The organism is Verrucomicrobiota bacterium, assembly GCA_016871535.1.
In the GTDB taxonomy this organism is placed as follows: Bacteria; Verrucomicrobiota; Verrucomicrobiia; order Limisphaerales; family SIBE01; genus VHCZ01.
In genome coordinates, this window is record VHCZ01000093.1 from 1 (window position 1) to 20,870 (window position 20,870).

At 60.3% G+C, this 20,870-nt stretch carries 15 protein-coding genes; 9 read left to right on the forward strand and 6 right to left on the reverse strand.

Annotated features, from left to right (window positions below):
- Positions 1–377 precede the first annotated feature (377 nt).
- The 3 genes from sixA to FJ398_13650 all read right to left on the reverse strand — a co-directional run bounded on the left by sixA (position 378) and on the right by FJ398_13650 (position 3,032).
- Entirely contained in the window at positions 378–881 is a 504-nt protein-coding gene (gene sixA, locus FJ398_13640; protein ID MBM3838981.1) for a phosphohistidine phosphatase SixA, read from the reverse strand.
- A 247-nt stretch (positions 882–1,128) separates the two neighbouring features.
- Entirely contained in the window at positions 1,129–1,491 is a 363-nt protein-coding gene (locus tag FJ398_13645) for a LysR family transcriptional regulator (protein ID MBM3838982.1), read from the reverse strand.
- Positions 1,492–1,721: 230 nt separating this feature from the next.
- Positions 1,722–3,032, reverse strand: coding sequence for an MFS transporter (locus FJ398_13650; protein MBM3838983.1), 1,311 nt, complete (start codon positions 3,030–3,032; stop codon positions 1,722–1,724).
- Positions 3,033–3,358: 326 nt separating this feature from the next.
- On the opposite strand from FJ398_13650, the gene FJ398_13655 reads away from it, so the two are divergent.
- From FJ398_13655 to FJ398_13665, 3 genes are all read left to right on the forward strand, one after another.
- Positions 3,359–5,449 (forward strand): hypothetical protein, encoded by a 2,091-nt coding sequence (locus FJ398_13655; GenBank protein MBM3838984.1) that lies wholly within the window; start codon positions 3,359–3,361, stop codon positions 5,447–5,449.
- 9 nt (positions 5,450–5,458) lie between these two features.
- Positions 5,459–7,585 carry an AMP-binding protein gene (locus tag FJ398_13660; protein MBM3838985.1) on the forward strand — a complete coding sequence of 709 codons (2,127 nt, stop codon included), beginning with the start codon at positions 5,459–5,461 and terminating at the stop codon, positions 7,583–7,585.
- Positions 7,586–7,736: 151 nt separating this feature from the next.
- Entirely contained in the window at positions 7,737–7,928 is a 192-nt protein-coding gene (locus FJ398_13665; protein ID MBM3838986.1) for a hypothetical protein, read from the forward strand.
- Between the two features lie 234 nt (positions 7,929–8,162).
- Here FJ398_13665 and FJ398_13670 read toward each other — a convergent pair whose 3' ends face one another.
- The gene (locus FJ398_13670) at positions 8,163–11,375 is read right to left on the reverse strand and encodes a c-type cytochrome (protein MBM3838987.1); all 3,213 of its coding nucleotides are present in this window, start codon (positions 11,373–11,375) and stop codon (positions 8,163–8,165) included.
- Positions 11,376–11,858: 483 nt separating this feature from the next.
- Between FJ398_13670 and clpS the strand changes: the two genes are divergently transcribed.
- Together clpS and FJ398_13680 are read left to right on the forward strand one after the other, a co-directional pair.
- Positions 11,859–12,164, forward strand: coding sequence for an ATP-dependent Clp protease adapter ClpS (gene clpS, locus FJ398_13675; GenBank protein ID MBM3838988.1), 306 nt, complete (start codon positions 11,859–11,861; stop codon positions 12,162–12,164).
- A complete protein-coding gene (locus FJ398_13680) occupies positions 12,165–12,632 on the forward strand; it encodes a hypothetical protein (protein MBM3838989.1) in 468 nt (155 codons plus the stop codon). It abuts the gene before it with no gap.
- Between the two features lie 236 nt (positions 12,633–12,868).
- Here the strand turns inward: FJ398_13680 and FJ398_13685 are convergent, their stop codons facing one another.
- Complete coding sequence (locus FJ398_13685; GenBank protein MBM3838990.1) at positions 12,869–13,693, reverse strand: DUF1559 domain-containing protein; 825 nt, start codon at positions 13,691–13,693, stop codon at positions 12,869–12,871.
- 604 nt (positions 13,694–14,297) lie between these two features.
- Between FJ398_13685 and rlmN the strand changes: the two genes are divergently transcribed.
- Together rlmN and FJ398_13695 are read left to right on the forward strand one after the other, a co-directional pair.
- Positions 14,298–15,458 (forward strand): 23S rRNA (adenine(2503)-C(2))-methyltransferase RlmN, encoded by a 1,161-nt coding sequence (rlmN, locus tag FJ398_13690; GenBank protein MBM3838991.1) that lies wholly within the window; start codon positions 14,298–14,300, stop codon positions 15,456–15,458.
- Positions 15,459–15,574: 116 nt separating this feature from the next.
- The gene (locus tag FJ398_13695; protein MBM3838992.1) at positions 15,575–16,840 is read left to right on the forward strand and encodes a competence/damage-inducible protein A; all 1,266 of its coding nucleotides are present in this window, start codon (positions 15,575–15,577) and stop codon (positions 16,838–16,840) included.
- Positions 16,841–16,956: 116 nt separating this feature from the next.
- Here the strand turns inward: FJ398_13695 and FJ398_13700 are convergent, their stop codons facing one another.
- Positions 16,957–17,196: a ferredoxin gene (locus tag FJ398_13700; GenBank protein MBM3838993.1), complete on the reverse strand. Its 240-nt coding sequence runs from the start codon at positions 17,194–17,196 to the stop codon at positions 16,957–16,959.
- A gap of 390 nt (positions 17,197–17,586) precedes the next feature.
- Here FJ398_13700 and ilvB point away from each other — a divergent pair, with 390 nt between their 5' ends.
- Together ilvB and FJ398_13710 are read left to right on the forward strand one after the other, a co-directional pair.
- Positions 17,587–19,386, forward strand: coding sequence for a biosynthetic-type acetolactate synthase large subunit (ilvB, locus tag FJ398_13705; protein MBM3838994.1), 1,800 nt, complete (start codon positions 17,587–17,589; stop codon positions 19,384–19,386).
- Between the two features lie 8 nt (positions 19,387–19,394).
- A complete protein-coding gene (locus FJ398_13710; protein ID MBM3838995.1) occupies positions 19,395–20,555 on the forward strand; it encodes a DUF1080 domain-containing protein in 1,161 nt (386 codons plus the stop codon).
- Positions 20,556–20,870: the final 315 nt, after the last annotated feature.

A 20,870-nucleotide genomic window follows, 5' to 3' on the forward strand; every position in this document is an offset into this window, starting at 1 on the left:
CCGAAGGGCGGCAGTTCTTTTTCGCCAGACTTCGTTGCTTGCTCCTTACAGATCCACTTCGGGATATGCTCGTCGCTCGCGCCTCGTCTGGCCGAAAAATCCCTTGCCGCGAACGTGAGCGTATTTATGAAATGGACCACTAAGCCATGCGGTCGAAATTGGGGAGCACACGCGCCCTCGCGTGTTCCGACCGGCGCCTCGCCGATCAGAAGGGTGGCGCCAGACGGTCACTGAACGGTGGTTGTTTCGATGGCACCTTTGTGGTCGGCGAGGGCGCCGACCATGGCACGCGAGGGCGCGTGCGCTCGCCTTCGAAACTGAATAGATACGGCTAACCCCGCCCAACCCGCTCCACCGCGCGATGGCTGGTGCGCAGCCTATCGGATTCGAGCCAATTGACCTGGAGGCGCTGACCACTCCAGCACGGCGCACCGGCTGGGCCGAAGCGTGGTGACAATCAGCTTCACGAGGCCTCCCTTCTTCAGCGTCATCGACATGTTCGCTCCCCCGGTGACCAACCGGACAATCAGGCTGCTCAAGTCCGGTTCGTGACCGACGACGAGAACTCTCTCGAAAGAGGTTGCTGCCTCGCGCAGAGCTTCGACGAGATCTCTCGTCCTCCGTCCGGCGGAGAGTTCGGGGAGAATCCTGACGCGCTTCGGGAGCCGCAAAACGCTCGCGACGATTCCGGCGGTCTGTTCGGCTCGGACCAAGGGGCTCGTGAGAATCAGATCGAAGGAATACTCCAGCGCTTTCATCCCCTGGGCAATCCGCCGCATTTTCCGCTCGCCTTCTCGCGTGAGCGCTCGCTCGCCGTCGTCTTTCCCGCCGGCCAGTTCGCGTGGCTCGGCGATGCCGTGCCGCAGAATATAGAGTTCCATGCTGTGGCGGCCATTCGATCAGGAATTCCGGAGGAACGCAAACCCTCGTTCGAACATCCAACACCGCGCCCGAACGCGGAACTTCGAACCCACGGCCCCGTTTCATGAACCATGAGCTTGGTGATCGGGCCAAGGCAGCTTCCCATGAAGCCGGTAGGGCTGCGCTGCCGCGCAGCCGATTTTCCGTCGATGCGGCAGCGCAGCAGCACCTCCTTACCCCCATTCAGGTGCCCTTCCCATTAATGTCCTAAACGCGAAGAAGCTTTTGCAGCTCGCGCCAGGTCTCCGCCGTGGCGGACGAAGCCTGTTCCTCCAAACGTCGGTAAAGGGCCACCACTTTCTCGCCGACTTCCGTCAGGCGCGCGCCGCCATGGCGAGCGCCGCCCCGGACGACCTGAATGAGCGGCTCGCGGAAGCAGTCCTCCATCGTCTTCACCAGCGTCCAGGCGCGCATATACGACATCTGCATGCGCTTGGCCGCTTCGGCGATGGAGCCGGTTTCGCGAATGCGCTGCAGCAATTCCACCTTGCCGGGCCCCAGGGCGATGTCCTGGCCGCGCTCGACACGGAATCGAGGCCGGAGCACGAATCCGCTAGATTTCTTCGTCATGCCAAGATTCTCCCACGCTTAGCCGAACGATTCAGTTGGGACTGGGGAGCACACGCGCCTGGGCGTGTTCCGACTGGCGCCTCGCCAGTCGGAACGGCGTCGAAACCATGACACTGAATGGTACGTTTCAGTTCGATTGAATGGAGTCGGCGAGGGCGCCGACTCCAGCACGCGAGGGCGCGTGCGCTCCCCACCTGAATCTGACCTTCAACGCTCTCACGCTCCAACGCTCACCCGCTCCCCTTCGGTTCGCCGCGCCCCGCGACCTGTTCCTCGAGCGGCGTCACCGGGTCGATGAAGAACCAGCAGATGGCGCCGACCGCATACACGAACGCGAATATGTAAAAATTGAAGTCCCAATTGCGGTTCGTCAGAGCGAGCACCCACGTCACGACAATCGGGGCAACGCCCCCGCCGAGGTTGCCCATCATGTTCATGCTGCCGGACAGTGAGCCGGCGTATTTTCCGCCGACGTCCATGCACGCGCCCCAACCGCCCGGCATGGCGAGATCGTTGCCGAAACTGGCCATCCCGACCGCGAGCATGGCGAGCAGCGGATGATTCAACTTCGTGGCCAGGACGAGCATGGCCGCCGCGCCTACCAGGCCGATGATCGCCATCACGCGGCGTGTCTGGGCCGTGCCGATCACGCGCGCGATCGGACTGGAAATCAGCCCGCAGAAAAGCGATCCCAACCCGCCGAAAAACAACGGAATGCAGTTCAGCAGCGCGCGCTCCCATTGGCCCAGCCCTGGAAATCGCTGGTCCACGTAAGTCGGCATCCACGTGATGTAAAAGTACCAACTGTAGGCCATGCAAAAGTACTGCAACCAAAGCAGCCAGACGGTCCGGCTGGCGACGAACTTGGCCCAGGGCACTTTTCCGTGGCTGTCCGCGTTCTTTTCTGCGTCCGCGAGCAGCGCCATTTCCCCGGCGTTCACGCTCGGATGAAAGCGCGGGTTGTCGCGGAACCAGCGGTAAAAGAAATAAGCCCAGACAATGCCGATGGCGCCGAAAACCACGAAAGCCCACCGCCACGACATGAACGTGAGGACCCAGACCACGAGCAACGGCGTGAACGCTCCGCCCCAGCGCGCGCTCATCCACATAATGCCTTGCGCGCGGACGCGTTCCGGCTGCGGCAGCCAGACCGTGAAAGCTTTGGTCAGGTTGGGGAAACAACCCGCTTCGCCCATGCCGAAGAAGAATCGGAAAATCACCAGCGACACCAGACCCCACGACCAGCCCGTCAACGCGGTGAAGATCGACCACATAATCACAACCCGCATCAACACCAGCCGGGGCCCGATCTTGTCGCCCAGCCAGCCACCGGGGATTTCAAAGAGCGCGTATGACCAGGCAAACGCCGCGAAAGCGAGACTCATTTGTTCCTCGGTCAAGTTCATGTCCTCCATCATCAACGGCGCCGCCTTCGAAATGCAGACGCGATCGATGTACGTGATGATCGAAAGCGTGACGGCGAACATGATGACCCAATAGCGCGCGTGGGACGGGGCAAGATTTCCAGGCGAAGGAGACATGGACTGGGCCGAGTGAGAGTTTGCGCTCATGCGGGTTGCACTATTGGTATCGGAACAGGAGGACCGAGCGCAATGGTTTTCGGTTTGGGAGAATATGCCCTCAGAGGGTGGGGCGAAGCTCCCGCCCAGCCAGTGCCATCGAAGAAAGGCTCCGCAGGAGCGTCGCCCCACCGTCGTTAACTGAGGGGATACTTTGGAGACACGAATTTCACGAATTGCCACGAATTACTGATCACTGAATACTGAATACTGATTACTGGCCACTGCCCACCTGCCCCTTGAGCTTGATTGCCACACTCCCTGCGGGAGGCTACGCTGCGGCTGGCATGAAGCTTGGAAGTACTCTGGCGGTGAGACAATGCGCGGGCTGTTGTGATCTGCAAATCCGGTTCCTCGCTCTTTTCTGTGGCTGCCTCATGGGCATCAAGCCGCAAGTCACGGCTGGAACTTCCGAGGGTGATCCCCCTACCGCGCGACTCTCCCGGCACGTCCGGCCCACGCCGCCGACTCCACCCACACCGCAGGTACGAGAATTCACCGAGCCCCGGCGCCAAGCCGAAAGCGCGCTTTTGCTCAATGTCCCATCCGGGTTGACCGCTTATTCGATCGGAAACCCGACGGATGAAGAACAGCTTTACCTGGAATTGATCAATCGGTCCCGGGCCAATCCGGCCGCCGAAGGCGCACGCTTCCGCGCCATCGACGATCCCGAGGTGCGTCAGGATATCGAGAACTTCAAAGTCGATCTCGACAAACTGGTTTCCGATTTCAACGCGATCAGCCCGGCGCCGCCGCTTTCGTTGAACGCGAACCTGACCGCCGCGGCCCGCTTGCACAGCCTCGACATGCTGACCAACCAGTTCCAGGGCCACGCCGGCAGCAATGGCAGCACGACCGGCGACCGCATCACGGCGCAGGGCTATCAGTGGAGCGCCTTTGGAGAAAACGTCTTTTCCAACGCCCGCTCCGTCTCTCACGGACACGCGGCGTTCGACATCGATTGGGGCGGAGGCGAAGCCAGCGTCGGCGGTGTACAAAACCCGCCCGGCCACCGCAACACGATTCACGACCCGGTTTATCGGGAGATCGGGATCGGCGCGATCCTGACGAGCAACGGGAAGGTCGGCCCGCAATTGATCACACAAGACTTCGCGAGCCGCAGGAATCCCACGCCGTTCGTCACTGGCGTCGCCTATTACGATCTGAACCAAAACAATTTCTACGACATCGGCGAAGGCATCGAAGGGGCGACGATCCTGGTGCAAGGCTCCCAGTTCTACTCGGTCAGCGCGGCGTCGGGCGGTTATTCAGTCCCCGTCCCTGGCAATGGAACTTACGCGGTCACGCTCGGCCTGCTGGGCGCGGCGGACGCGAGGAAAAGCGCCGTCGTCGCCAACAACCAAAATGTGAAAGTGGATTTCATGCCGGTCTATTCGCCGCCGCTGGTGTCCGGTCCGGACCAACCAGCCGTCGGACAAAACAACCGTTACCAGCTCACGGCTCTTGGCGGCGCCCAAAGTTACGAGTGGAAGCAAAGCAAACGCATCGCTGCCACGGAACGCGAAGGCGCGGAGAATGGAACCGCCAAAGTCGAGATTGTGGCGTCGGCGGGCTACGACGTGATCGACCGCGCCGTCCGAGCCACCGGCAGTTTTTCCTTTCATCTGGCCCACCCGCAAAAGGAAGATCAAATACTCACTCTCCAACGCCTTTACCGCCTTACTGAAACTTCCCAATTAATTTTCGCGAGCCGGTTGGGCTGGGCGGGCACGGCGCAAACGGCCAAAGCGCAAGTCTCCATCGACGGCGGTGTTACCTGGCAGGACGTGTGGATTCAAGTCGGCACCGAAAGCAGCGGGCAACGAGCCTTCAGCGTTCAGACCATTCCGTTGGACCGCTTTGCCGGAAATGAAATCCGCGTTCGCTTCCGGTTTGATTTCGGCAGCGGATCCTTCCTGTCCGACACCGATCCTGGAGTCGGCCTGTACCTCGATGACATCGGCGTGACCGACGCCGACGAACTGTTCGACGAAGTCGTGAGGAGCGTGCCGTCCGGCACGGCGTTCCTTTTCAATCCTCGTGAGACCGGCGATTACGCGTTGCGGGTGCGCGCGAGATTTTCCAGCCGCGCGATGCCCTGGGGACCGGCGAAACTCGTCACGACTCAGGTTGGCGGAAGTTCGATCGTGCGAATCACCGGTGTGGGCAAGGTCGGCGGCGGCCTGTTTCAAATCGACTTCGAAGTGACCGGAGCCGCCGCTTCAGGACTTGATCTGGAAAGCGCGAATACCCTGGACGGCTTCTGGACAACGGATTCCACCGCAGCCATTCTGCCTTTGGCTGAAAGCGGCAAGTTCCGAGCCGTCACTTCGATGGCGTCCGCCGCGCAGCGATTCTATCGGGTCCGGGCCAGATGATTTATTCATATGAGGAAGCTCCTGCGGTTCATCCTGCGGTTGCTCTTCGGTTTTGAAGCGCACAATACGTGCGGGCTGAGCACTCCCGGTCCCGTGCTCCTCATCCCCAACCACGTCTCCTGGCTCGACTGGCTGTTTGTCTATGTGAGTCTGGACACGGATTGGAAGTTCGTGACCTCCAGCACGTCCGCCGAAACGAGCTGGGTGCACAAAATGATCATGGTCAATCGGCGCACCTTCCCGATTGACCCCGCCTCGCCTTACGCGGTGAAACGCATGGCGGAATTTCTCCAGAACGGCGGCCGGCTCGTGCTCTTTGCGGAAGGCCGCATCTCGCTCACCGGCGCTTTGATGAAGTATTTCGACGGCACGGGATTTCTCCTTTTCAAAACTCACGCCCGCGTCATCACGTGCTACCTGCGCGGCGCCCAGCGCCTGCGCTGGGTCCGCCACTCCGGCTGGACAAAATGGTTCCCGCGCGTCTCGGCCCATTTCAGCGATCCTCTGCTACCGCCCAAACTCGAAGACGTCAGCACGAACCAGGCGCGTCAACGCCTGACCACCTGGCTTATGGATCAGCAGGTCAAGCTGCAGTTCGACGTCGAAATGGCTCATGGCCCCGCCACGCCGCTGGCGGCCATCGCCGAAACCGCCCGCCATTTGCCGAAGCAGATCGCGCTCGAAGACGCGACGCGCCAGGCCGTGACGTATCGCCGGCTGATGACCGGCGTGAACCTGCTCGCCAGGCAATGGGCCAACTTGTTTGGGACCGAATCCGGCCAACGCGTCGGCGTCTTGCTCCCCAACGTCAATGCCAATCCCGTGACGGTGCTCAGCCTCTGGGCCGCCGGCAAAGTTCCCGCGATTCTGAATTACTCGACCGGACCGGCCACGATGCTGACTTGCGCGCAACTGGCCGGCCTCCGCCACGTGATTTCATCGAAGAGTTTTGAAGCGCGCGCCCGGCTGCATTTGCAGCCGTTCCGCGACGCCGGCATCGAGATCGTTTACCTGGAAGACGTGCGAGAGAGAATCCCCGGACTGGCCAGAGTTCTGAAGCTGATGAGAGAATGGCTTCACGCATCACGTTTCACGCCTCACGCCCCGCCCGCCTCCCCCGCCGTCATCCTCTTCACCAGCGGTTCCGAAGGCATCCCCAAAGGCGTCGAACTCACCCACCGCAATCTGATCGCCAACGTGCGCCAGATGCTCTCGGTGATCGATCTTCAAGACGACGACCGCATTTTCAATGCGCTGCCGCTCTTTCACAGCTTCGGCTTGACCGTAGGCACCTTGCTCGCCCTGGTGCGCGGCGTGTACATTTTTCTGTATCCGTCTCCTCTGCATTACCGCGTTGTTCCGGCGGCCGTGTATGACCGAGCATGCACAGTGATGCTGAGCACGAACACGTTTTTGAACGGCTACGCCCGCAAAGCGCACCCCTATGACTTTCGCAGCGTCCGCCTGTTGTTCGCCGGCGCGGAAAAACTCCAGGAAGCCACGGCCAGCTTTTGGGCGCGGCGCTTTGGGGTACGCATTCTGGAGGGCTACGGCGCCACGGAATGCAGCCCGTGTGTCAGTGTCAACACGCCGTTGCGTCCTTGCTTCGGAACCGCGGGCCGCATTCTGCCGGGGGTCGAATACCGGATCGAACCCGTGGAAGGCGTCAGCGAAGGCGGCCGCCTTTTCGTGCGCGGCCCGAACCTCATGCGCGGCTATTTGAACCCGGACGCCAACGCCAGGTTTCAAGCGCTGAACGGGTGGTACGACACGGGCGACATTGTGAAAGTTGATGCCGAAGGTTACGTGCACATTCTCGGCCGGCTGAAACGCTTCGCCAAGATCAGCGGCGAAATGGTGAGCCTCACCGCGGTTGAAGAAGCTTTGGCCGGCGCTTTCCCGGAATATGGGATTCGATGCGAAGTGGCCATCCTGAGCCGGCCCGACGAAGAGAAAGGCGAAGCGTTGATCGCCGTTACGAACGAATCCCGCCTTCAGACCGACAAGATGCGCGGCGCGATTCGCGGCAAAGGGTTATCCAATTTGTGTGTTCCGCGCGAAGTCCGGTTCCTCCGGGAGATCCCGAAACTGGGCACGGGCAAAGTGAACTATCGCGAGCTGGAAAAGCTGGTTTAGGCAAGATTCTGCAGCTTCTGAATCGACACGGCGTGGAGTTTTTAGTGGTGGGCGGTTACGCGCTCGCTTTTCATGGTCACCCGCGTTTCACCCGCGACCTGGCGACCTGGACCTCTTCTGTTGCCAGACCCCGGACAATGCGGCGAGGATTTTGCGGGCGTTCCAGGACTACGGCTTTGATCAACTCACGTTGACGAAGGAAGATCTTCTGCACCCAACTCTGAACTACAAGATCGGATATCCTCCGAACCAGCTCGACTTGAATCCTGCCGTCAAAGGGTTGACCTGGGACAACGCCGCCGCCTCAGCCGTAGCCGGCCACGTGCTGGGCCAACCCGTTTGATTTCTGAGTTTCGACACATTGATAGATTCCAAGACTGCCGCCGGCCGTCCCCAAGACCTCGCGGACTGAACGTTTGATGAGGGCGATGGGAGACGTCTGAGAGCCTGATTGGCTTCCCGCTTTTGAACCTGACGGTAGGGCGAGCCTGTCCCCAGCGAGCTGGTCCGGCCGTGTTCCACGCACGTCGAGCGGCTCGCCGGGACGGACTCGCCCTACCGGGACGTTCCAGAAAGTCTAACGCCTTTTGATTGGCGCAAACCGCAAAGCTCGCACATCGGCCAGCTCACGCTTCAACGGTCCTTCCGGACGCATCAGCACGCGATTGATTCCGGCGCGGAGCGCGATTTGGCCGCAAACATATTCTCGGAATCGATCGTAACCGCCGGAGGATTGGACGGCGGCGATCAATCGGCCCCCTTCCGTTTCAATAGCAAATTTGTCTCCCGCGGAAGCGTCGTCGGCTGCCAGTTCCACCCAAACTTCGTAAGTGCCCGCGGTCGGAATTTCCACCCGCCATTCGGCCACGTCTTGCTCGCGGCGCCAGGGGGCCAGGATGTCCAGCGAGGGACGGTAGGCGAGTTCGCGTCCGTGCGTGACGGCGAATCGTGCGGACAGGCGAAACTCGCCCTTCTCGTCGGGGCGAATGATTTCGGGGAAACGCGCCTTGATCAGGTTGCTATGGGCGCGTTGCACTGCGTCCCTGAACTCCGTGCGCAATGGGTTCTGTCGGTCAGGGACGGAGTGGAATCCGTCCTTACCTGGCGGCTCGGCCAATTCCTGGACGGTCCAGGGCAAGGCGCGAGATTCCGTTTGGCGGCGGACCTCTGCGACCAGGCTCGGAGCAATTGGCTCGGCGGCGTTGTCCCAGGCGCGCCGGATAAAAGTCAGAATGCCCGCAAGCTTCTCGTCGTCCAGAACCGGGCCGAAGCTGGGCATGTGCAAATCCCATTTCTGGCCGCTAACCTCGACCGGGCCGTATAGCCCGTGCAGGACAATCCGAGCCAGGCGCTCGCTCGAACCGGTGACCCATTCGCTTCGGCTGAGCGGCGGCGCGACACCGGCGAGGCCGCCGCCGTGCGGTTGATGACACGCCGCGCACAAGGCGGCGTATTGTTGCTCGCCCAATTCCGCCAGGCGCTTTTGCTCGGCCGTGAGCGGCTGGGTATCCGTGATTCCGGGACGCAAAGCGGGCGCGCCGGGCCAGGTGAAAAACGCGTGCAATCGAAAGGCGCGTTCCCGCAAAGCCGGGTCGGAGGACCGCGCGAGCTTCGTGAGAATCACAGGTTGTTGCTGGAGGGAAATTGGCTGGATGCCCTGGAGATCGCGGGGCACGCCGGCCAACAGGCCGTCGCACAGCGCATCGCGAAGTTCACTCCGGTCTGTGGCGAGCTGATCCAGCAGTCGCTCGATGCGATCCGGCGCAGCTTCGTCCACGACGGCCTGGGCCAGCCACGCGATCATCCGGCGCTGATGATCGGAGAGGGTCTGCCAATCGCGAAGGCTCAGAAGCCGCGAGAGGAACTCCAGTTCCCGGCTTTGCAGGCCGGTCATCGCGGCCGCGCGAAAGAGACCATGTTCATTATTGGAGACCAGCCGGGCTCGAATCTTTTCGCTTTGTTCTCCAGGAAATGCCCCGGCGGTGAGCAGGATCTGCAAACGCACGGCTCGGCTTGGGTCCTTTTCCATGCGAGTCAGCCGGCCGAGGAATTGGCGGGCCGTTTGATCGGAACTGGTTGAGGTGTTTGGCCGGGCGATCAGTTGTTCGCCAAGACGCACGGCGGTGGCACGGACCGTTTCGTTCTTATCGTCAAGCGCCTTCAACGCGGATTTCACGTCCAGCGCGTCCATGCCTTCGAGGGTCCAAAGCGCGTGCTGACGAGCCAAAGGGTTGATCCCGCGCAAAGCCGTTTTCTCCAGAGCAGGGATAGCGCGGCCATCAGCGCGTTCCGCCAACAATCTCTGCGCGGTCAGCCGCCACCAGGCATTGGAATGGCCCAGCAGGCTTGCGAGTTCGAGAGATGAGGCGGCGGAGAGCTTTGGCCGTTTTCGATTGATGGGCTTGCCCTCGTGGACAACGCGATAGATGCGGCCCATGTCGAGGCCGTCATCCAAATGGCGCTCCTTAACTTGCTTCTCCAGGTAAGGCACCATGAAGATGACGTGCTCGATGATGCCGTGATACATGTCCGCGACATACAGCGCGCCGTCCGGGCCCACGCGAGCGTTCACCGGACGAAACCGCTCGTCGGTGGAGGCCAGAAATTCCTGCTCCGCCGGATAAAAGCGCGCGGCTTGCGGCGCGATGTCACCGGAAAGCCGCAGGCGGCCGATCAGGTGTCCCCCGGCGTCCGGGACGAACACATTGCCGTGAGCGTCGGCGGGAAATTGATCTCCGTTATAATAGCAAGTCCCGGAGACGACCGTGTAGGTGCGCAGCCGTCCGTCTTCGCGCAATTCCAGAGCGCCGAGTGTGATTTGGGGCGTGACGCGGATCGGGAAAATCTCCTGAGCAGCCCGGGCGATATTCGCGTTCACTCCGAAGTCACCTCGATCGCGCCCTCCGCGCTGATAGGCCTTCAGAAAGTTTTTGTTGCGCAGCAAGTATTCGGCGGGAATCAAATCGGCGTGCAGGGCGGAGCTTTCGTAACAGGTCATGAACCGGCCCGCGTCGTCGAAAGTCACGCCGAATTGCCCGCGATGGATCGCCGGCTCCTCGATCAATTGGCCGTCCACGAAGCGATGGCGGGCGGGCCAGTCCGACGAGTGCAGCCAATTGTCCAGGCCGTAGCGCAATCCATTGGCGGTGTGCTGGGGATTTCCCGCGCGGCCGTAAGTGCCGACTTGCACCTTTGAGTCGCAGCGGAGATCCGCGTTCGTGTCCTGGCAAAACCAGAGCTTGGGAGGTTCAGCGATCAGCACGCCGCCTTTCACGAAAGCGAGCGACCGGGGCATGACGAGGCGATCCAGGAAAACGGTCGATTTGTCCGCGCGCCCGTCTTCGTTCCCATCCTCCAGCACGACCACGCGGCAAATCGGATCGCCTTCGCCGGTGCCCAGGAGGTCGCGCATGTAGCCCTGGTATTCCACGACCCAGATGCGGCCGTCGGGATCGAACTCGAAGAAGATCGGGTTCTGCACCATCGGTTCGGCGGCGACCAGTTCCAGCCGGTAACCGGGCGCGACGCGGAAGGTCTTCAGGGCCTCTTGGGGATTGAGCGGCGGAGCTGGTGGAACTTGAATGCGCTGGAGAAGCTCGTTCGCCTTTTCCCAATCCGCCCAGCCGGTCAGCTCGGAAGGCGGCCGGCTGCGGGGGCGCTCCGCGGGAATTGTTTGGGCAAGGGACGGAGAAGACCCAAAGGCAACCGAGAGAAAAATGACCCAGAGCATGGGGCGGCAGAGCCGCAACCAAAATCCGAAATGTGCCGAATCTCCAATCGAAATCCGCATGGCTCCTTTTAAGCGGCGCACCGGCGTGGAAGCAATCTCCGACTTACCGAGCGCGGCTGACGCGCACGATGGATTGATGCCTGCCTGAACAGAGTTTTGGACCGCGGATTTCGCAGATTACACGGATTGAGAAGCGGTCTTACTGTGCAGATCGTGGGATTGACGACAGATCGACCGGAGAACCGTAGCTATACAGATTTTCAATCTGCGGTATCGCCGATTTCCAATCGGCAGGGCGCCGGCAAGTCCCAGCGGGCTCGGACTGGGAGAGGCCCCGCAGAATACAATTCTGCGATACGGCAGAGTGCAACTCTGCGCTACGAGCTTTGTCGTCCATCCCGCGGACCAAGCAGTATCCGTGTAATCCGTGTGATCGGTGGTTGATCCAGGTTCGTGAGGAGGGGAAACTTTGAACCTGAAAACCGGGAGTTGGGAATGGCCGCCGCTATTGAAAACTGGTTTTGCCTCACCTATCTTTTGCGCATGGCTGAGACGGCCGAACCGCCAGTGTTGCCCGACGTCGGGCACGAAGAGAAAACCGATTCCCAAGAGGATTTGGAGCCCGGCTTTCTCGTGATTTGTTGGGATGACCCGGTGAACTTGATGGATTACGTCACGCACGTGTTTCAGGTGGTGTTTGGGTGGGCGAAGCAAAAGGCGGAGTCTCACATGCTTCAGGTGCACAACCAGGGCAAGAGCGTCCTCACGCGCGAGAGCATGGAACGGGCGGAGCACTACGTGCATCAACTCCAGAAATACAGTTTGCACGCGACCATGGAGCGCGACTAGGTGCACCTGCTCAGATCGGAGCGAAACCAGTTCGTATTTGAAATCGGCAAGCGCGAGAAGCGTCTGCTGCAGGACACGCTGAGGCTTTATCCGTTGATCCCGGCTTCCCACCATCAAGTGACGCGGCTGGGCGATGGAGACAAGATGGAATCCAATCAACGCTTGCTGGAAGAGGCGCTCGCCGAGCAGCGGGCGGGAAACAAGAAGCAATTGGAGGCGATGCTGAGCGAGGAAGGCCGTTTCAAGGCCGTCAAAACGGGGTTTCATCTGACTCTCACGCCGCCGCAGACCGAATGGCTACTCCAGGTGCTGAATGATGTTCGCGTCGGATGCTGGCTCCGGCTCGGCCAGCCGGACGAGAAGAAAGGCAAAAACATCACCCTGACACCGGACAACGCCCGCTATCTGGTTTTCATGGAAGCGTGCGCCCATTTCGAGTCGGTCCTTCTCAGTGCGCTTGAGCATTAGCCTTCCCGTAGCGCAGATTTGTAATCTGCCGTATCGCGGAATTGCATTCCGCTTGGCGCCGACTCGTTCGAACGCTCTGGAACCTGTCAGCGCGCTGCGGATTGCACATCGGCGATACAGCAGAGCGCACCTCCGCGCTACGGCGGAAGCCACGCCAAACACATACGTGCGGTCGGAACACGCAAGGGCGCGTGTGCTCCCCAGGTTCGATTGAATCGTTTTGGCTGAGTTTGCTCCTACCGCCGGAGCGGTTCGTCCACCAGCGGATTGAAGAGTTTGAACGGAAGGCCGTTGGTCGCCAACCGGCGCACGTCAGTGTGACCGTCGAGAAAGACCACGGAGGTGCGGCCCAGATGGCGCTTGTCGCGCGCGTGAATCATGCGCGGCTGCGCGTTGGTGCGGCCCGTGGGCGAGAAGGTCGTGTGGCTTTGGTCCCAGACATTCCAGCCGCCGTAATCGCGAGGATTCAAGGCGCCTTCAGTATTTACTTCAAAGATATACGCCAGCTCCGTCGCGCTGCCTGGCACCCCCGTCACCTTCTGGTAAGGGGCGGTGTCGTACTGCCGCGTCGCCCGGAACCGCTCAAAGTTGATCGTGTTGACCGTGTAGTGGAGGAAGAAGGGATCTCTTTGGTTTGGTTTCGGGCGAACCGATGGGCATTGATACACGGGAACCTGTTTGACCAACGTGTGGACGTAATTCGGGTCCCGGATGCGGCGCGTGTCGAGCGCGGGACCCGCAACATAAGGGGCGAGAAGATTGGCGAAGAAGTAGCCATCCGCAAAAATGTCGCCGGGGACATAATCGTCATGGTCCATGGCGTACATCTGGGTTGCGAGTCCCAGGTTCTTTAGGTTGGTGAAACACTTGGTCGTCCGGGCTTTGTCTTTGGCCCGGCTCAAAGCGGGCAAAAGCATCGCGGCGAGGATCGCAATGATCGCGATCACGACCAACAGTTCGATCAAGGTGAACGCTGGCGATTTCTGGCCGGCTTCAGTTTGATTCACGAGTGGCGGTCTTGGATGCCAGCTTTGACGCTTCGGGTTTGTGGCATGAGGCATAAATCGAGCAAACGACGATTGGAATACGGGAATTATCGAGCATCCCTGCCGATTTGTCACCAGTCCAATTGTCCTGGCTTCTGACAGAACTTTTGGCCGTGCCCAGTTCCTGCGCCGGAACTGGGCGTGAGGCGAGATACGTGGCGAACACGGTCGGAGCTTCGTTCTGCGGCGCTTCCGGGAACGTCACCTCCAGGCAGAGCAATGCTCCCAACGGTAGAATCCGGCGATATGGGCGATTGAAACGGTTTTGCATACAAGAAAGAGAAGGCTGACAGACCGGCAGCTTCCGCAACAAGGTAGGTCTTGGACGCAGAAGCGAGTGAGAGAAAACCGGATGCGTGTCGGCCGTCCTCTTGCTCAGCCGGAGCGATTTCAGTTGGAACTTGGGAGCACACGCGCCTCGCGTGTGCCGACTGGCGCCTCGCCTGTCGGGTCCTCTTTGGAACCGCGGCACTGAGCGGGACGGTTCAATTCGATTGAATGGAGTCGGCGAGGGCGCCGATTCCAGCACGCGGGGCGCGTGCGCTCCCGATCCGATCTGAACCGTTCCGGCACAAGAGCGCGCTTTCTTTGTCCGGGGAGCAACTTTACAGTCCGCTCTGTGCCGAACGCGGACATCAAATCTTTGACGCGGGAAGAACTCCACGCCCAGTTGTTGGCGTGGGACGAGCCGCCGTACCGCGTCGCGCAGGTCTTGGAGTGGCTTTACGATCATCGGGTGACAACCTGGGCCGCCATGAGCAATTTGCCCGCACGATTGCGGGAGGTGATGGCGGAACACTACTCCCTGCGTCCGCTCAACCTGGTCCAAAAGCAAGGTTCCCGCGACACGACGCAGAAATTTCTCTGGCGTTTGTCCGACGGCGCGCTCATCGAGAGCGTGTTGATCCCCGCGAATCCGGCGCTCTACGGAGCGCCCAGCGACCGGCACACGCTGTGCGTTTCCACGCAGGTCGGGTGCGCGTACGGCTGCCGATTCTGCGCCAGCGGACTGGAGGGGTGGAAGCGAAACCTCTCGGCGGATGAAATCGTCGAGCAGACGCTGGCGGTAGAACGCTGGCACGCCGCCGAGAATTTCAAATCTCAAATTTCAAATCTCAAATCGAGCGGAGCAGGAGAACGGCTCAAATCGCCGCGCCTGATCAATAACCTGGTGGTCATGGGCATGGGGGAACCGCTGGCCAACTACGAGAATCTCCTCAAAGCGTTGCGGATTCTGAATGCCCCCTGGGGCGGCAACATCGCGGCGCGCAAAATCACGGTTTCGACGAGCGGTTTGGCGCCACAAATCCGCCGGCTGGCAGACGAGCCGTTTCAATTTCAGCTTGCGCTCTCGTTGCACGGCGCGACGGATGAGGTTCGCAGCCGGATCATGCCCGTGAACCGAAAGCATCCGTTGTCTCAGTTGCTCCCGGCTTGCGAGTATTACCTGGAGAAGAAGAACCGTCTGATCACGCTCGAATACATCCTGATTCGCGGACTGAACGACGGCGGGGATCAGGTGAAACCGCTGGCTCAGTTGGCGCATCGCCTCCGGGCCAAAGTGAATTTGATTCCCTACAACCAGGTCGATGGCCTGCCTTGGGAGCGTCCCGCCGAACCGGATCAGGAGCGTTTCCTTTCCGCATTGGCACGGCTGAAAGTCAAAGCCACCCTGCGCCGCGAAAAAGGCCATGACATCGACGCCGCTTGCGGCCAGTTGCGATTGAAGACGGAAAGCAGAGAGAGATCTTCGCCCGTTTCAACCCTGCCGTTGAATTGAGGCCTTTGCGAAATGGCTCCCACTCGTAACCCTAATCTTAATCTTACTCTCGGTGATGCTCACACCCAAAGGATTACGATCAGGAGTAGGATCAGGAGCAAGAACACACCTCAGCCGTGACCATCGAAATCATCAACACCGGCACCGAACTGATGCTCGGTTCCGTGCTCAACACCCATCAACAGTGGTTGTGCCGCGAACTCGCGAATCTGGGCTACACCGTCGAGCGCCAGGTGGCGATTCCCGACACCGGCCCAGCCATTCGCGAGGCGGTGCGCGAAGCGTTGTCGAGATCGGACCTGATCATTACCACCGGCGGTTTGGGGCCGACTTCGGATGATCTCACCCGCGAATTGATTGCCGACTTGCTGGGCCGGGCGTTGGACGAAGACGCGGGCATTCTGTCGCGCATCGAAAAATTTTTCGCGCTGCGCAGGCGGCCTATGCCGGATCGAGTCCGCGTTCAAGCGTTGGTTCCCGAAGGGGCAACGGTTGTGCCGAATCACCACGGCACCGCGCCGGGGTTGCTCCTGGAGATTCCGTCCGGGCAGTTCCGAAAAGCGGATCGCGCTTCGTTTCTTCTCATGTTGCCCGGACCGCCGCGGGAGTTGTATCCGATGTTCACCGAGCAAGTGGTTCCCCGGTTGAAAGAGATTCTGCCGCTCGAACATCCTTTTGCCTCCCGAACGCTCAAAACCTCCGGCCTGGGAGAATCGATGATTGAAGAGAAAATCGCCGGGCCGTTGGAACCGCTGGTGAACCGCGGATTGGAGGTCGGGTATTGCGCCAAGTTCGGTGAAGTGGAAGTCCGTCTGGCGGCGCGCGGTGCCGAGGCCGAACCGCTAATTCGGGAGGGCGAAGCCATTGTTCGCGGCCTGCTGAACAAACACATTTTTGGATCTGGCCCCGACCAGTTGGAAGGCGTGGTGATCCGGTTGCTCACAGAACGAAACCAAACACTGGCGACGGCGGAGTCGTGTACCGGCGGCTATATTTCAAGCGCGTTAACCAATGTCTCCGGATCGTCGGCGGTCTTTTTGGGAGGCGTGGTCTCCTACAGCAATGAATCCAAGCAGCGCTTTCTTCACGTCAACCCGGCGACGCTCGAACGACACGGCGCGGTCAGTGAAGAAACCGCGCGCGAAATGGCTGAAGGAATCCGCCAGCAACTCGACACCACTTACGGGCTGGCGGTGACGGGCATTGCCGGGCCGACGGGTGGGACGCCTGAGAAGCCCGTGGGGACAGTTTATATCGCGCTGGCGGGGCCGCCTCGGACGCTGGTGCTTCACTTTCTGAATCCGTACGACCGCGCGACGTTCAAGTTCATGACCTCGCGGCAGGCGTTGGAGCTGGTGCGGAGAACGGTCCTGGAGGCGTAGGGAAGGGGGTGGTGGAGAACTGGAGTGCTGGAGTATTGGAGTAATGGTGAATTCGCAGCACTCCAATCCTCCACTACTCCACCACTCCAATCATCCTCTGCTCCGTGTCTTCTGCTTCATCCTGCGTCGCCGTTACTGCCGATGGCTTCGACGGGGCAGCCTTCCATGGCTTCCTTGCACTGGGTTTCTTCCTCCGGGCTTTCGGGTTGCTTGTACACGAAGGAGTAGCCGCCGTCGTCGTTGCGCCGGAAATTGGAGGGGGCGGTTTCCCGGCACAAGTCACAGTCGATGCACTGGTTATCCACATAGAACTTGCCGGTTACGTTGTCCGGATATCGGTTTGCGAGGTCAGCCATAGATGTTGCGCCGTAAAATCGGCTCCATATACGCGGTTCATTTCTCAAAGATCAAGTCCCCAATTCCCGGCTAACCAAAACTCCCCAAAACTCCAAGACTCCGAGTAAAGATCAGCGCTTGACCGGTTCGGGCGTGCTCGCTAATTTCTCGCCATGCTTCTGAATGTTGGCAATGTTGGACTGACGGTCGTCGTCGTCATCGTGAGCGACGCCGTGGGACCTTGTCGCATTTAGAGGCAAAACGAATTTGACAAGAACCCACGGCTGGAAACAGTCGTGGGTTTTTCGTTGGCCCACGGCTCGGCCAACCCATTGTTTATGAGCAAGACTGCAAAACGGACTCAACCTAAGAAAACCGCGACCCCCGAACGCGCCGAGATCGGCCGCCCGATGCTCGGCAGCGATATTCTGGTCCAGGCCCTGGAACGCGAAGGCGCGGACACAATTTTCGCCTATCCAGGCGGCGCGAGCATGGAATTGCACCAGGCGCTGACACGGTCCAAGCAGATTCGGACGATCCTGCCCCGTCACGAGCAAGGCGGCGCGTTTGCCGCGGAAGGTTACGCCCGCGCCACCGGCAAAGCCGGCGTTTGCATGGCCACGAGCGGGCCGGGAGCGACCAATCTGGTGACCGCGATCGCTGACGCCTACATGGATTCCGTTCCGTTGGTCGCGTTGACCGGCCAGGTGCCGCAAAGCATGATCGGCAAAGGCGGATTTCAGGAGACGGATTTCTTCGGGATGACGCTGCCGGTGGTGAAGCACAATTACTTGATCACGAATATCAATGAGATCCCCCGGATCGTGAAGGAAGCCTTCCACATCGCGCAAACCGGCCGGCCCGGCCCCGTCGTGATCGATTTTCCCAAAAACATCCAACAACAAACCGCCCAGCCGGTCTGGCCCAAGGAGGTAAACTTGCGCGGGTATCCGCCCCCCAAACAAGCGGATGATATCGTCCTGAACGAGATCATCGGTCTGATCGAGAAGGCGGAACGTCCCGTCCTTTACGTCGGCGGAGGGATCATCTCGGGTAACGCCGGCGAAGATCTGCTCAAGTTCGCGGAAGCGGCGCAGATTCCGGTTACGACGACGATCATGGGGTGCGGCGCGTTTCCGGAACATCATCCGCTTTCGCTGCGCTGGCTCGGAATGCACGGCGCAGCTTACGCGAATTGGGCGGTGAACGGCGAATTCAAGTGTCGCAACAAGCCCACCGATCCGTTCGAGAAGCTCGTCGAAGGCGCGGATTTGCTCCTGGCGTTTGGCGTTCGCTTCGACGACCGCGTGACCGGCCGGGTGGATAAGTTTTGCGAGCACGGGACAATCGTCCACATCGACATCGACCCGTCGGAGCACAACAAGAATCGGCGCGTGCAATTGCCCGTCCAGAGCAGCGTGAAATATGCGCTCGACCGGCTGAATCAAATGTTGGCCGAACGGCCCATCCGGAAAAGATTCTCCGCCTGGCACGAACAGATAGCGCTCTGGAAGAAAAAAGCTCCGCTTCGCTACCGGGTGACCGACGAAGTGATGAAGTCCCAGCACATGCGGGATCATCTGCACGGACAAGAGGATCAGGTGATCCTGCCGCAAATGGCCATCGAAGCGCTGTATGAATTGACCAACGGCGACGCGATTCTGACGACCGGCGTGGGCCAGCATCAGATGTGGGCCGCGCAATACTACCGATTCAAATTTCCGCGGCAGTTTCTGACGAGCGCGGGTTTGGGCGCGATGGGTTACGGCTACCCCGCGGCACTGGGCGCCAAGGTCGCCCGCCCGGACAAGCAGGTCGTGGATATCGATGGCGACGGCTCGTTCCTGATGAACGTCCAGGAGCTCGCCACCGCGCACATCGAAAAGATCGCGGCCAAAGCGCTCATTCTCAACAATCAGCACCTGGGCATGGTGGTGCAGTGGGAAGACCGGTTTTATGCCGGGAATCGCGGCCACACGTATCTGGGCGACCCGGAACACATGAAACAGATTTACCCGGACTTCATCCCCCTGTGCCAGGGATTCAACGTGTCCTGCGAACGGGTCATGTATCGGCGCGACCTGCGTCCGGCGCTCGAAAGGATGCTGGCTTCAAATGAGCCCTACGTGCTCGACGTAATTACGCCGTACACCGAACACGTGCTGCCGTTTATCCCGGCGGGCCGGACGGTTGCGGACATGATTTACTGAGGTTTCGCATGAACACGGCGGTAGGGCGAGCCTGTCCCCAGCGAGCCGAACGAGACGTGTTCCAAACTCGTCGAGCGGCTCGCCGGGACGGACTCGCCCTACCGTGCAGCCTGCGGACGGCGCTCCGCATGCTGATTCTTTGCGGACTGATGCTGGCGTTTTGCGGCCGGGCACGCGCCGCGGAGCTTCAGTTGGATTTCAGCCGTTACGCAGTCAACGAAACCCCCGGCGAGTTCCGCGGGATCCTTTCCGGTCAAGGCCAGCCCGGAGATTGGAAAGTGATCCTTGATGAAACGGCTTCGCCATCCGCAGGCGCGGCAGACCCCGGAGCCAAGCGAAAAGTCCTCGCCCAACTTTCCAGCGACCCGACCGACGAACGGTTTCCGATCCTCCTATACGATCGCGAATCGTTCGGGGACTTCAAACTGACCACCCGATTCAAGATCGTCGGCGGCAAGCTCGAGCAGATGGCCGGGGTCGCGTTCCGGCTTCGCGACGAGAAGAACTACTATTACCTCCGCGCCAGTTCGCTCGGAAACAGCTTCCGGTTCTTCAAAGTCGTGGACGGTCAACGCAGCGCGCCGATCGGGCCGGAGCTCGAGATCCCCCGAGGCGTCTGGCATGAGCTGGCCGTCGAGTGCAAGGGCAACCAAATCCGGTGTTCGCTCAATGGAAAGGACGTGATTCCGATGCTGACGGACAATTCGTTCTCCGCCGGGAGGATCGGTTTCTGGACCAAGTCCGACTCGATCTCCTACTTCGCGGACACCAAAATCGTTTACACGCCGCGCGAAACGCCGCGGCACGCCCTGATCCGCGAAATGATGGACCGCTATCCACGCTTGCTCGGTTTGAAGATCTTTGCGGCGCCGCGCGGAACTTCGGCCCTGTCCGTGATCGCGAGCAACGATCCGAAGGAAATCGGTTCCCCGGCGGACAAAGTTGCAGCAGATGTGATTGCGCGCGATTCGATTTACTACGGAAAAGGCCAGCAAACCGTAAGCGTGACCCTCCCGCTCCATGACCGAAATGGTGAGGCGATGGCGGCCGTGAAGGTCACCATGAAATCCTTCCTTGGGCAAACCGAACAAAATGCGGTGGCCCGCGCGCAGCCCATCATCAAGCAAATGGAAGCACGCGTCCGGACCACGGAGGAATTGCTCGAATAGCCCGGTTCGGTCCATCGTTACACCGTTGCAGCGTAGCATCGTTAAATGGGTTAAATGGTGGCCGGTCCATTTGCGCGCACTCGTGGCTTCGACAGAAGCAACGAAGAGTCCCGGTTTTAACCGGTTCTTTGTCGGTCTTCCGCCCGGATCGGCCAACTTTGAACTTTGAACCTTAGTGGTCCATTTCATAAATACGCTCACGTTCGCGGCAAGGGATTTTTCGGCCAGACGAGGCGCGAGCGACGAGCATATCCCGAAGTGGATCTGTAAGGAGCAAGCAACGAAGTCTGGCGAAAAAGAACTGCCGCCCTTCGG